Annotated in this window: 5 protein-coding genes and 1 pseudogene; 3 read left to right on the top strand and 3 right to left on the bottom strand. The window is 33.3% G+C overall.

Features of this window, described 5'->3' with window-relative positions; all coding sequences use genetic code 11:
* Window positions 1–131 precede the first annotated feature (131 nt).
* Window positions 132–2729, top strand: a complete 2598-nt coding sequence (locus tag A9G36_RS05920) for an autotransporter family protein (RefSeq protein ID WP_065569222.1) — start codon at window positions 132–134, stop codon at window positions 2727–2729.
* Window positions 2730–4168: 1439 nt separating this feature from the next.
* On the opposite strand, the gene A9G36_RS05915 is transcribed toward A9G36_RS05920, so the two are convergent.
* Together A9G36_RS05915 and A9G36_RS05910 are read right to left on the bottom strand one after the other, a co-directional pair.
* Window positions 4169–7642: an autotransporter outer membrane beta-barrel domain-containing protein gene (locus tag A9G36_RS05915; protein WP_065585502.1), complete on the bottom strand. Its 3474-nt coding sequence runs from the start codon at window positions 7640–7642 to the stop codon at window positions 4169–4171.
* A gap of 378 nt (window positions 7643–8020) precedes the next feature.
* Entirely contained in the window at window positions 8021–9436 is a 1416-nt protein-coding gene (locus A9G36_RS05910) for a sodium:proton antiporter (RefSeq protein ID WP_034943293.1), read from the bottom strand.
* Window positions 9437–9805: 369 nt separating this feature from the next.
* Between A9G36_RS05910 and dld the strand changes: the two genes are divergently transcribed.
* Window positions 9806–11497 (top strand): D-lactate dehydrogenase, encoded by a 1692-nt coding sequence (dld, locus tag A9G36_RS05905; RefSeq protein ID WP_065569258.1) that lies wholly within the window; start codon window positions 9806–9808, stop codon window positions 11495–11497.
* A 98-nt stretch (window positions 11498–11595) separates the two neighbouring features.
* On the opposite strand, the gene mutS is transcribed toward dld, so the two are convergent.
* On the bottom strand, window positions 11596–14154 hold the full coding sequence (gene mutS, locus A9G36_RS05900; RefSeq protein WP_065575676.1) for a DNA mismatch repair protein MutS: 2559 nt from the start codon (window positions 14152–14154) through the stop codon (window positions 11596–11598).
* A 322-nt stretch (window positions 14155–14476) separates the two neighbouring features.
* Between mutS and A9G36_RS05895 the strand changes: the two are divergent.
* A pseudogene (locus tag A9G36_RS05895) lies at window positions 14477–14731 on the top strand (transposase); the annotation flags it as partial.
* Window positions 14732–14760: the final 29 nt, after the last annotated feature.

The following is a 14760-nucleotide window of genomic DNA, read 5'->3' as shown; positions in this document are numbered from 1 at the left end:
TTATAAAGCACCGATACAGAAAAAATGTTTAATAAATTAGAGTCCTAAATCTACAAAAGCGGGATAAAAATAATTAAGGATATTATGTTTTACCTAATAATTTTTTAAGTTATAAGAGATTTATAAATAAAATGGAAAAAAAATATAAAGTTATATCTAGTTTAACATCGCAGCGATGTAGCATTACTTCTGAAATATCACATCATAAAAAATTAAAAGTTAAAAAAATATTGGCACTAGCCACGTTAATGGGTACTTCCTATTTTTCTTATGCTGATTGTTCATCCGATAATAATATTAGGGGAGTTTTTGCAAATAATGGATCTAATTGTACGTTTTCTAATGATGTATATAAAGGTAGCAATATTGTTCGTATAGAAGGTGAAGGTACCGTAGCAACATTTATAGCTAATAAAGTTGAGATGTATAATACTGCAGTAAATGGTACGCATTCTTTGGCAATAGGGGGGGGGAATGGTGGTAATAACATTCCTGGTGGTTCAGCTATATTTGAAGGCAGCTTACAAATTGAGGCTGGAGTCAAAACTTCTCGTGGTATTTATATGGGGGATAGCGGCAATTTACTTATTAAAGGAGATTTATCAATAACTAAAAATTCTGCTAGTGGTGTAACTATTGAAATCGTAGAAAACACCAATAACGCTGTTATTAATGGCACAACCAAACTAACTACAGCAGGAGCAGATGCTATACGTAATGGTGGGAACCTTACATTTAATGGTGATCTTATCATAGAAAATGATCAAACCTCTGGTATTGGGATCCATAATGGTAGAACAAGTGATGGTATTTTGACATTAAACAAAAATACGCAGATTATAACAAAAGGGATGGCTATTAAATTAGATCGAGGGACATTAACAAATAATGGTGTTTTAACTATTGATTCTTTAACTAACGATTCTATGATTGTGTCTGCAGTTTCTCAAGGGGATAGCACAATATTTAACAATAATGGCACAATAAAATCAGATTCAGCTAATGTTGAAAGTATGTTTAGTCATCAATCAGCAGGTACATTAATTGTTAATAATGGTAAATCTGGTGATCTTTCTTTCGAAAAAGGTTTGCTATTTAGCAATACATCAAATGGTACTATCCAAGTTAATAACAAAGGAAAACTTTTAGGGAAAATGGATGCAAATAGTGGTATTATCGATCTTGATAATACTGGTGTATGGCATAGTAATGGTCAATCCAACTTAAATAATGTCATTAATGCTGGTACTATTGAATTCTTGCATAATTCACCAAATGAATTTTATACAATTAATGTTAAAGGCGATTATGTAGGTAAAAGTGGTGTTGTGAAAATGCATACAGTATGGAATGCGCCAGGTAATGAAAATGGAGATAATTCTTTATCAGATACACTAAAAATTGCTGGCTCAGCAACAGGAAACACCAAAATTATTCCAGTATCAGAAAATGGTAAAGAAAATATAATAGATGGTGATGTTAAATATGTCGGAAAAGTGATTAATACTATCCCTGTTGTCTATGTAGCTAATAGTAGTAATGACGCAGTATTTGAAGGTACAGCAAAAACTACTGGTGCTATTGAAGTTCAGTTAGCAAAGCGTATAACAACTACTGGAGATGAATATTTCTGGGTTATGGCTGTTGAAGATCCAAGTGCAAATGGGGGGATAAGCTCAGGTATGACTCCTCAATTTGATTATAATTGGCTTCATTTAGGTTCCAATCCATACTTAAATTCTAAATCTGGAACACTTATTTATGCAGAACCCGTTTCTGGCTATACTTTAATGCCTCGTATTAATTTAGAACAAGGATATTCAAGTATTGCGACTTTAAGGGAACGCCGTGGAAGTTTTTCTTGTTATGATTGTAGCTCAGATGATGATAGCCATACATGGGGACGTTTCTTTGGTAAACACCATAAACAAGATGGAAAAGAACGGTTGAATCTCGACACAAATATTTATGGTTTACAAATTGGGCATGATTTTTTAGCAAATAAAACCAGTAATAATGACCTTTTTTTACTTGGTGCTTATCTATCATATAGTAAAGCAAATACAGACTTCTCAGATAAATATCATGCTAAAAATGGCATTATCATTCGAGATAAAAAAACAGGTGATGGTAAATCTGAAAGCTTTGGCTTAGGTATAACTGGCACTTTTTATACAAATAGTGGTAGCTATATTGATTTAGTTGGTCAGCTCTCTTATTTGAACAACAAATATCATGCACGAAATGGTAATAATTCTGATAGTCAACGTGGTTGGGGAACCGCAATTTCTGCGGAAGTTGGACAATCTTTTGATTTGTACGGTGCTAATTGGTCAATTGAACCTCAAGCACAGTTGATTTACCAATATCTTAAATTAAATAGAGTTAATGATGGTGTTCGCCATATAGATCAAAATGGTCAAGATGGTTTGCGTGGCCGCCTTGGTGTAATGTTGTCCTATAATGATGCTAGTGTAGTGGCTCAACATAAATCTTTTTATGTAATTGGGAATCTATGGCATGACTTTATGAGTTCTGGCGAGACTAATATTGGTCATGACAAAATAAGCGAAAAATTTAATAAAACTTGGGGGGAATTTGGTATTGGAACGCAATTACCTATAGCTCAAAACACAAGTCTATATGGTGATATCCGCTATGAACATAGCTTTAGTAGTGCTAAGCGTCAAAGTTTCTCAGGTAACTTTGGTGTGATGATAAATTGGTAATTATTTAAATTGGCATATTTACCACAAGATTTGCACTCATTTATAAATAAAATGTGTACAAATCTTGTGGTTTTATTTTGAATGAACGATAAATCAGTCAAAAAGTCATTAAGTTAATCTTGAAATTTTTCATATAAAATCCGAATATGCTTAACCAATAAGTACATAAACTTATGGTAAATAACTGTAAGATTGTTTTTATTAGAGTAAATTATTTAAAATAGTATAAAAATACTTAATTATTAATAATAAACATGGCATTAATATAGTTATAAACATTGCATCTAACAAAACAAACTTAGCATGTTAATGTTGTTTTGTGGGACAATGCCTTTGATCCTAAAGTTAGGTGCATTACTGATATAACCAATAAGTTTTTTCAAATTTGTAAATTAAAGATTTTATTTTGTTTTACGATAAATTAGAAAATATAAGATAAGTTGGCGCATTATCCAAAAACTTGAAAAATGATTCAGCAAATTAATGCCAATAATTGGTTTATTGTGCCTATTGTCTTTTAATGGTATGACATTATCATCGCTGTCTACTGATAAAATAGCAAGTATAACCACGCTGATAATAAATAGATTTATAAATATTACAGTAACTGTGATAATCGGTATCCAAGCGCATTCTCTATTCTAATTGATTTTGGATAATTAACACAAAAGTAATAATATTATAGTACTTTGTTTCATATAAGATTAGATAAACTAATATGCAGAATTAAACTGACTATTCTTAATAATTACTAAATCTCTGAGATTAAAATTTCAGGATAATCATAACTAATTTTTAAATAATAGTAGTTAAATTTATTTGGCTATGCCAATAAATTTAGAAAATATTAGAGCATATAAATTAGTTAAAACACTAATAGATTCTTTAATTAGGATATTTTAAGATCATTTCAAATCAACAGCCATCTACACCAACAAATTAAGACTAATTAATTTAAATAACATTAAAAAATAGATAACACTACTTTTGAGGAGTTCTTTACATTGATTGATAGTTGATCTTAGATATAGCTTAATATTCATTTAAAAAAGATTAAAATTTATATCGATTAAATAATTATTTAATATTGCTAACAGTATATTATTAGTAAAATTTTAGTGAGCTAGAGTATTGTATAGCTTTTTATAAATTTAATGATAGATAAAAAATATTCAATTTACATTTTTTATTTTATTCATTAGTAAGTAATATTTTATCAATATGCTCTATAATTTTAGTAAACTTTCTAAGTTGTACTCATGTTTCTATTTTGAATAGGACGCAGGGAATAATATTTATTAGATTAAAGAACTTGCTAATCAGCAAGTTCTTTATTAAGAATATTAATTTATTTCAATTGGTTATAAAGTAATTGAAGGTCGTATTTTCTGCCAAATAGATACTAGTTAATAGTATATGGCAGAATTTATTCATTTTAATTACCAGTTTATTTTCAGACCAATGTTACCTCGGAAGCTTTGGCGTTTACTGCCACTAAAATTATGTTCGTAGCGAATATCACTATAAAGCTCACTTTGATTGGTAACAGGTATATTTAAACCTAAACCAATTTCCCCCCAAGTTTTGTTAAATTTCTCGCTTATTTTGTCACGACCAATTTTTACTTCATCTGGGTTGAGAAAATCATGCCAAATATTACCAATTGCATACACTGATGTATTTTGACCTTCTTTATCTAGTTCATTATAAGAGAGCATTAAACTAACACGACCACGTAAAGTATCTTGATTATTCTGATCAACGTGACGAACCCTGTCGGTAAATTTATTAAGTTTTACCATTTGGTAAATAAGTTGTGCTTGTGGTTCAATAGACCAATTGGTGTCATTCAATGGAATTGAATGACCTGTTTCAGCCGAAAGCGCTACTCCCCAACCATCTTGAGTAGAAGGGTTTTTTCCTGTTTGAGCATTATATTTGTTACGTAGGTAAGATAATTGCCCCACTAGGTCAATATAAGTGCCAGTGCCAGAGTAATAAGTATTTGTTATACCTAAGCTAAAACTATCAGACTCACCTTTACCAGTTTTTTTGTTGCCGATAACGATACCATTTCTAGCATGGTATCTATCTGAAAAATCAGTGTTGGCTCTTGTATAAGATATGTAGCCACCTAGCAAGCTAAGGCCATTATTACCAGTCGGTGTAACTAAGAAATCATGTCCTATTTGTAAACCATAAATATTTGTATTCAGATTTAAACGTGTTTTTCCATCTTGTTTCTGATGCTTACCGAAAATACGCGCCCAAGTGTTTTGATTATTATCTGTAGCACAATTTAAGCAATAGATATCACCACGGCGTTCTCTTAGATTTGCCAAACTTGAAAATCCTTGTTCAAAGTTAACGCTAGGCATAAGCGTATAACCAGCAACTGCATCTGCATAAATGGCTATATTCGATTTTGCATTCATGGCGGCTACATTTCCAGTATCCGATTTTATTTGTGTTGTCCAGAAATATTCATCATGGTTATCTACAGTACGTTTAGCTAACTGAACTTCTGTTGCACCTGTAGTTTGAGCTGTACCAATAAAAGCAACTTCTGCTCCACTATTAGCAACATTGACTACTGGAATAGTATTTATTAGTTTTTCAACTTCTTGTACATCACCATCGATGATTTTTTCTGTACCATCATTAGATACTGGAATAATAGTAGTAATACCTTTGGCTGTACCGGCAATGTTTAAAACATCTGATTCGGAGTTGGCTTCGCTTTCGCCACTAGGCGCATTCCATACAGTATGCATTTTCACTACACCATTTTGACCGACATAATCGCCTGTAATATCAATAGTAAAAAATTCACTAGTATTACGGACTAGCGATGGTAAGTGTTTGAAATGAATAGTACCTGAATTAGTTACGTTTGTCAGCTTAGAATGTTCAGTCGTTTCCCAAACACCAGTATTATTTAGATTAATGATACCATCACTGGTTTCAATTTTACCAGACAAGATCCCTGCATTATTAGCTACAATGGTGCCTGTAGAGGTATTAGTGAAGATATTGCCGCTATCTGAGGCCAATATCCCATTTTTAGTATTGTTTATTTGCAATGTACCGGTGCCATCATGCTGGATAATAGCTTCGATATTATTCACCTTACTGATATCTAGGCTACCACTATTATTAAATGTAGCGATTTGACCTAATTGAACTGTACTATGTAAAGCTGCTTTATCATCGGCTTTTTCGAAGGTAAGTTTACCTAGATTAGATAGAGTACCACCCGCCAATTCAATTGCTGTTCCAGCATTATTTTTAGTAATATTAGTGTCTTTTAACATCAGAGTTCCATCAGATAGGTATATGGCTTTAGCTTCTGATGCGATAATGTCTAATTGTGAATCTTCAGCAGCGATGATGTTTCCGCCTTCAACATGAATACCATTACCATCGTTTGCATGAATAGTAGTTTGTTTATTCAAGTTTAAGGTGCCGTTTGATATTTTAATACCATGACCAGTATCATTAGTGGTAAGGGTGGTATTAGCAGCTAAGTTAACTATGCCATCTCTCATGTTAATTGCGTTACCTTTACCATTAGTTGTGATAGCTAATAGGTTAGCTTTATCACTGCTTATGGTGCCACCGTCAATGTTAATACCATCGCCTTCTTTAGTGTTGATAATTGTTTCTTGGTTAAGGTTCAATTTAGATTTTTGACTCATATTTATACCATTACCAGAACCTTCGGCATTAAACAACGTTTTAGTAGCTAAGCTAACTTCTCCTTCATTTTGTATTTTTATAACGTCACCAATGCCAGCATTTTTATGCTCTGGTTTACCTTCACCATGTGTAGTTGCATTAAGTTCTGAGCCAAAAGTAACCTTACTATTACCCGAAACATATAATGATGTACCAGAAGCATACCATTGATCTCCAGAACCATGTGAATCAATGTTGGTTGTTCCATCAATTTTAATCTCGCCACCATAAATATCCATGGAGTTATAGTTTCCTTCTAATATTGATGATTTTAAGTTAAGATCACCTTTAGCATGGATCAAGCCAGAAGTTTGGACTATTGCTTTCCCTCTTTCTATAGAGATGTTGAGGTTTTCATCAAAAATTATATTACCTGCACTATTTTTTAAGCCTATATAATTTGCTTCAATCTCTACATCTTTTTTAAAATTAAGATCTCCACCAAATTGGGTATTATTTTGCTCTGAACCATTTCGAATGCCATCACCATCTGATTTTATATTTGTTTCATCTTTTACTATAATTTTTGCTGAGTGTGCATTAGCCAAAGATACATCAATAGGTGTTCCAGTTCCATATTCTGCTTGGTTTTGATCATTTTTATCAGCCCAATGATTTGAATGGTTGATATTCAATTTTCCATTAACAATTAATTCACTATTATCGCCTATTAAGATACTGCTTGGTCGGTATTGTTTTTTTGTCTCATCTGGCGGCATAGTTTTAGCGCTAACATTAATGCTTAAATCGCCATCCACGGTAATTACCCCACCAGAACTTGGTCGATTGTTCACAGGAGATTGTCCAGGGTAAGGCTCTGCTGTACCAATCACTAATGCATGATTTTGGTTTTGGCTAGTAATTGTTACCTTACCACTAGTTGGTTTAAAGGTAACTTTTCCTCCGTTATCAACGGAAATTACTTTATTGTCTTTACCTTTAGTTTCTGTTCCTGTGTAACTATCTTCGTTAAGCTCGCAGCTACTACCGCTAATATTGATCTTAGTTGGATCGCTTGCAGTACATGGGCTAGCCATTGTATTAGCAGAAAGAGTAGCTAGTGCAGTTACTGCTAACAGTTTGATGCTTTTAGTTTTTCCCTTTTTTGCTAGCTCTGAAACAACAACCCATTGTCGCTTAGATGTATGCCAGACTATTTTGTAAACTTTGTTCATATCCTCACCTATAGATAAAAATTACTTCTGTATCTAACTTTATTTGAACTTATTTAAAAAAAGTTCTCAGTTATTTTTGATTATTATTAATTAACGATAGTAATTGTTTTAATTAAAATAAAGGATATTAATTAGATTTTTACCATTAAATGATAATAAAACGTAATATATGTATATAAATTGATTAAATTGTTATTTATCTGTTAAAGGTGGACTATCTTATTGTTATTTATTTCATATGTATATAAAAATATTATTTTTATGTTTGAGTGTGTGATTTTTAGGCATAGGTGAGTTGTTTATAAAATAAAAGTTTTATTAGGTTGCATAAGCAAGTAATACCAAAAGTGGTGTCACTGATACTCATACCACTGTTGGTTATAAAAAAAATAACAAGTTGTTGATTGCGAATACTGGAGTTAATATTCCAATGGACCATTTCATGTAGCCAAAAAAACTAGGCATGTTAATTTTATTTTGGATAGCAATACTTTTAACCATAAGGTTTGGGGCATTGCCAATATAGCTAAGTGCTCCCATAAAAACTGACCCTATTGATATGGCTAATAAGGTTTTTTCAAGTGTAGTCATCAAGGTTACCGCATTGCCCGATGCCAAGTTAAAAAATACCAGGTAAGTTGGTGCATTGTCTAAGAAACTAGATAGTAATCCTGAAAACCAAAAATACATACTATTAATTGGTTGACCTTGTTGGTTATTGACTAATGATACAAGTGAGGATAATGCACCATTGTTTCCTGCTCTTAAAATCGCAAGCACTGGTACAATAGTGATAAATATACCGAGAAATAGTTTAGCTACTTCAACAATTGGTTCCCAATTAAAATCATTACTAGCTCGAATTGATTTTGAAGTAATGAATGTAGAAGTGATGGTGATAATTATAAAAAAAATATCTCTTATAAGACTAGATAAACTAAGATGAGTATCCAAAATAGTTATCCCTAATGAGGTTTGCCAAAGTCCTGATAATAAAACCATGGTTATAATCATAGCTAATAAAAAGATATTTTTTATACCATATAGCTTAATGGATTTATTTGTTTTTATAATTGTAATCAATTTAATACTGTTGTATTGTAATTGGAAATAGTAGCGATCAATAAAATAAAAAATAGTCAGCAATAACAATGAACTCAACAAAACGGGTAACAACATATTTTTAACAGTCCAGAAAAAATCGATACCTTTTAAAAATCCGATAAACAATGGCGGATCACCAAGTGGTGTTAATCCTCCGCCTATATTAGCAACTAAAAAGATAAAGAAGATAATAATATGAACAGCTTGTTTTCGATTACGATTTGCTCTAATTAGTGGGCGTATCATTACCATGGCTGCTCCTGTTGTCCCCATGATTGATGCTAATAAAGTACCGATTGCTAACAAGCTAACATTTAATTCTGGTGTACTGATGATTTCACTTTTAATGAAAATACCACCTGAAACCGTAAACAAAGCCATTAGTAATAAAATAAAAGGAATATATTCTGCTAATATTGCATGAGTAATCATCTCTATCGTGGTTTGATATCCAAAACAATAAAAAGCCGATATCATAAATAGTAATACCCAGAAAATAATGATTTTTCCATAATGATGATGCCAAATACGCGGAGTGATTAATGGTAATAAAGCAATGGAAATTAAAGTTCCAGCAAATGGAATGCACCAAATTAATGAAAAATGATGTTGGCTAAAATCATCAGCATAAAGATCAAATGGTGTGAATATCAATATTGGTATTAGCGATAAAGTAATAAAATGCTTCATTAGATTAATTATTTTTCCTTAATTTAACAATATCATAGCAAATAATCACAACTTTGTACTGATTTTTATCTCTTAAATTACCCTAATAATGAATTAATGAATATTATTATGCAGTTATTTATAACAATAAAAGGCTTTTTATATTTATCCACCCTTTATTATATATTCAACATGTTATGAGTTCACACAGTAACTATTTGTTATCAAATAAATGTCGACTATTAAAAAGTTTTAATTGCTATATGGAAGCGATTAGTTCTTTCTTAAAAATTAAAGATAACGGAATTACTTTCTAATAAGTTAAAATGGTTATAGTATAGGCAATATTGAGTCAATATCCATTTGCGATTTAAGGAAATATCTATGAGTATGTATACAACAAAAAAGCTTGTTGAAAAGTTGCAAAGTATTGTAGGTAAAAAACATACTTTAACAGATTCTTCTCGTACATTACCTTATCGTCAAGGTATTCGCTTTGGTGAAGGTGATGCATTGGCCGTTGTTTTGCCGGGAACGTTAGTTGAACAGTGGCAGGTGTTAAAGGCGTGTGTTGAAGCGGATGTGATTGTTATCACACAATCCGCAAATACTGGATTAACTGGTGGTTCAACGCCTGATGGTAATGGCTATGATCGTCCTGTTGTTATTGTTAGTACTCGTCGCTTAGATAGTATTAAAGTGATAGAAAATGGTGAACAAGTTGTCTGCTTGCCAGGTAGCACACTTTTTCGTCTAGAAAAGGAATTAAAAAAATATCATCGAGGTCCGCATTCGGTTATAGGTTCATCTTGCATTGGCGCTTCTGTGATGGGGGGTGTATGTAATAATTCGGGTGGAGCACTGATTCAGCGTGGACCTGCGTATACTCAAATGGCGGTGTTTGCTCAATTAGATGCGCAAGGGCAATTGCGTTTAGTTAATCATTTAGGTATAGAATTGGGTGATGAACCAGAAACAATTTTACAGAATCTTCAAAATCATACTTATACTGATAAGGATATTAAACATGATGCTGGTTTAGGCCATGATCACCATTATTGTGAGCATGTTCGTGAAGTAGATGCCGATACTCCTGCTAGATTTAATGCTGATCCTGCTCGTCATTATGAAGCATCAGGTAGTGCTGGTAGATTAATGGTATTTGCTGTGCGCCTTGATACATTTCCGTTAGAGAAAAAATCAGCCGTATTTTATATTGGTACAAATGATATTAATGAATTAAATGGTATTCGTCGCCACATTTTAAGCCAATTTAAAACCTTGCCTGTGTCGGGCGAATATATACATCGCGTGGCTTTTGATATTGCCGCAGTTTATGGGAAACCGACCTTTTTAGCCATTAAAAAGTTAGGTACAGATATGATGCCACGCATGTTTGTGTTTAAGAACTTTGTTGATCGTGTTACCGCTAAAATTCCATTTTTTCCAAAGAATTTTTCGGATCGGTTTTCTATCTTTGCTTGCAAATTTTTGCCAAATCATTTACCAAAATCAATGCGTGATTATCGTGATCGTTATGAACATCACCTTATTTTAAAAATGGCAGATGATGGGATTGCAGAAGCCGAGGCTTTTTTAAAAGATTATTTTCAAAATAAAAATGGTAATTACTTTTTATGTGATGAAAAAGAAGCCGAAGCCGCAATGTTACACCGTTTTGCAGCAGCAGGTGCTGCAACGGCATATCGCAATGTACATAGTAAAACAGTGGAAAACATTGTTGCATTAGATATTGCATTACGACGCAATGATACCGATTGGTTTGAGACGCTACCAGATAATATTGATCAGAAATTTATTTATAAAATGTATTATGGGCATTTTTTCTGTTATGTATTTCATCAAGATTATATAGCTAAAAAAGGGGTGGATTGCGATAAAGTTAAAGAAGAGATTTTAGCATTGCTTGATCAGCGTGGTGCGCAATATCCAGCCGAGCACAATGTGGGGCATTTGTATCATGCCAATGAGGATTTGAAAAAATTCTATCAAGAGCTTGATCCTACAAACAGCCTTAATCCGGGCATCGGTAAAACATCTAAGAAGAAAAATTGGGCTTAATTTTTTTAAATTCTAGATACTTAAAACCAACCGCTCGAAATCACATCTAGCGGTTTTTTCAGAATAACATCACAATAGAACAATTAGCAGTTATTTGATCACACCAACTTTTTTAATTGATATAAAATTTCTAATGCTTGTTTTGGTGTTAAAGCATCAGGATCAATCTGTTTTAACGCTTCTTCAACTTCCGAAGGTTCAGGTTCGTTGATAAAAGAAAGTTGAGATTGAGCAACGCCACTGTTAGCCGTTTGTTTTGAAATAATCTCGAGCTCTTTCAATTTTTGTTTAGCTCGCTTTAATACTGTCTTAGGCACACCGGCAAGTCCAGCAACAGCAATACCAAAACTTTTACTCGCTGCGCCTTCAGATACTTCGTGGATAAAAGCAACGGTATTATCGTGTTCAATGGCATCAAAGTGGATATTATAAACACCTTGCATATGTTCGGGTAATTGGGTTAATTCAAAGTAATGAGTGGCAAAAAGCGTCATTGATTTGATTTCATTTGCTAAATTTTCAGCACAAGCCCAAGCTAATGAAAGCCCATCATATGTTGAAGTTCCTCGACCAATTTCATCCATTAATACTAAACTTTGTTGAGTTGCATTGTGCATAATGTTAGCCGTTTCGGTCATTTCGACCATAAAAGTGGAGCGTCCAGATGCCAAATCATCAGAAGCACCAATACGTGTAAAAATGCGATCAACAGGTCCAATGACTGCTTTTGATGCAGGGACAAAGCTACCAATATAAGATAGTAAAACAATTAAAGCAGTTTGACGCATATAAGTACTTTTACCGCCCATGTTTGGACCTGTAATAATTAACATACGTCTGCTTGGTAATAATGAGAGCGAGTTTGCAATAAACGGGGTTTGTAGCACTTGTTCAATCACCACATGTCGACCATCTTTAATTTCTATTCCTGAGTCGGTTGATAGTGTTGGTTTTTGATAGTTAAGTGTTAATGATCGTTCCGCTAGGTTGGTAAGCACATCAAGTTCGGCAATGGCCTCAGCACTGATTTGCATAGTGGCTAGATCTGGAATTAATAGATCAAATAGCTGTTCGTAAAGTTGCTTTTCGAGTGCTAATGCTCGTCCTTTGGATGTTAGCACTTTATCTTCGTACTCTTTAAGTTCGGGGATGATATATCGCTCAACATTTTTCAGTGTTTGACGACGAGTATAATGAATTGGTGCCAAATGGCTTTGCCCACGGCTGATTTGGATATAGTAGCCATGCACAGCATTAAATCCAACTTTTAATGTGTCAATGCCAAGTGTTTCACGTTCTCGGATTTCTAACTGTTCTAAATAATTGGTTGCACCATCGGCTAAACTTCGTAGTTCGTCTAGTTCTGCATTATATCCATTAGCAATAACCCCACCATCACGAATAATTACTGGCGGTGTTTCAACAATAGCCTGATTTAATATTTCGGCTATACGGTCAAATTGATTTATTTTTTTACGCAAATTAATTAACGCAGGTGAAGTAAGACCACTTAATAGTGTTTGTAATTGTGGTAATAAATTATAAGCATCACGTAAACGAGCAAAATCACGAGGTCGAGCCGTATGTAATGCAAGTCTTGCTAAAATACGTTCCAAATCACCAATTTGTTTTAATAATGGATTAACTTCATCAATATAATTTTGTAATTCGCCAATAGCTTGTTGTCGATTTTGTAATATAGTCAAATTACGAATTGGTGAATGCAACCAACGTTTAAGCATACGGCTACCCATTGGTGTTTGAGTTTTATCAAGTATTTCAGCTACAGTATTTTGAGTTCCACCAGATAGGTTTTCGGTGATTTCTAGATTACGACGTGTTGCGGCATCTAACACGACAAAATCATAAGCCGACTGTTTGACAATTGAACGTATATGAGGTAGAGCTGTTCGCTGGGTATCTTTAACATATTGTAACAAACAGCCAGCTGCACAAAGTGCATAATGACAGTCTTCCACACCAAATCCAATTAAATCATTAGTGCCAAATTGTAGATTAAGCTGTTGTTTTGCTGTTTCAAGATCAAAGTCCCATTGCGGGCGACGGCGCAATCCAGAGTTATTTTCAATTAATGGCATGGATTGAAATTCTTCTGGATATAATAATTCGACAGGACTTGTACGTTGCAATTCGGCTTGAATTTCCTCGAAATTGTCACATTCGAAAATATAAAATCGTCCGGAGCTAATATCGAGCGTGGCATAGCCGTAATAATTTTTATATTGCCAAATTGATGCCAGTAAATTGTCTTTGCGATCTTCTAATAATAGCTCATCACTTACCGTACCAGGAGTTACAATACGGACAATTTTTCGTTCTACTGGTCCTTTACTAGTAGCTGGATCGCCAATCTGTTCACAAATAGCAACCGATTCACCTAGTCCAATTAACTTTGCTAAATAACTTTCAACCGCATGATAAGGCACCCCTGCCATAGGAATTGGTTCACCATTTGACGAGCCACGCTTTGTGAGAGAAATATCTAAAAGCTGCGAGGCACGCTTGGCGTCATCATAAAACATCTCATAAAAATCACCCATGCGATAAAAAAGCAAAATATCGGGATTTTCTGCTTTTAATTTGAGATATTGTTGCATCATTGGGGTGTGATTGGTTAAATTGTATTCATTAGTCATGGCATTATTTCTATACTTGCATTTCAAAAATCTATTAATTTTACTATCCCGTATTAAAAATAGCTCAATATTTTATAAATTATTAGTCAGTTGTATAACAAAAAATATAATCGATTTAACCCATATAAAATAATATAATTTCATTTCATTATAACCTATTATTGGAATGGGTTGTATGAAATTAACTGAAAGCATTTATAACAATTAGCGTCTACTTTTATTTTTTTGTTTGTAATGATATTGATTTTGTTGTGTAACTATCCCCTAAAATAGTACAACAAAAAAGTAGAAAATTCTCTATGATAAAAGAAAAGGGGATTTAATGATGAAAAAAATGACTGAACATCAAATCGTCGCTATTTTAAAAGAAGCTGAAGCGGGTATTCCGGTTAAAGAACTGTGCCGTAAATATGGCGTGGGTAATTCAACTTTCTATAAATGGCGAGAAAAATACGGCGGAATGGAAACTTCGGATATCAAACGCTTAAAGGAGCTGGAGGCTGAAAATCGCAAGCTTAAGCAGATGTTTGCCGAACTGAGCTTAAAATCCCAGCTTCAGGAAGAAATCATAAAAAAGCTTTAGTGCCCACAAAGGCACGTAAAACG

The sequence above is a fragment of the Gilliamella sp. Choc6-1 genome (assembly GCF_001690385.1).
Taxonomy (GTDB): Bacteria; Pseudomonadota; Gammaproteobacteria; order Enterobacterales; family Orbaceae; genus Gilliamella; species Gilliamella apicola_A.
Note: the sequence above shows the minus strand (reverse complement) of the source record. Positions and strands in the feature narration are given on the sequence as shown.

Coding starts and splice junctions, on each gene's coding strand:
- A9G36_RS05920 (WP_065569222.1), top strand. CDS start 132: ATGGAAAAAAAATATAAAGTTATATCTAGTTTAACATCGCAGCGATGT.
- A9G36_RS05915 (WP_065585502.1), bottom strand. CDS start 7,642: ATGAACAAAGTTTACAAAATAGTCTGGCATACATCTAAGCGACAATGG.
- A9G36_RS05910 (WP_034943293.1), bottom strand. CDS start 9,436: ATGAAGCATTTTATTACTTTATCGCTAATACCAATATTGATATTCACA.
- dld (WP_065569258.1), top strand. CDS start 9,806: ATGTATACAACAAAAAAGCTTGTTGAAAAGTTGCAAAGTATTGTAGGT.
- mutS (WP_065575676.1), bottom strand. CDS start 14,154: ATGACTAATGAATACAATTTAACCAATCACACCCCAATGATGCAACAA.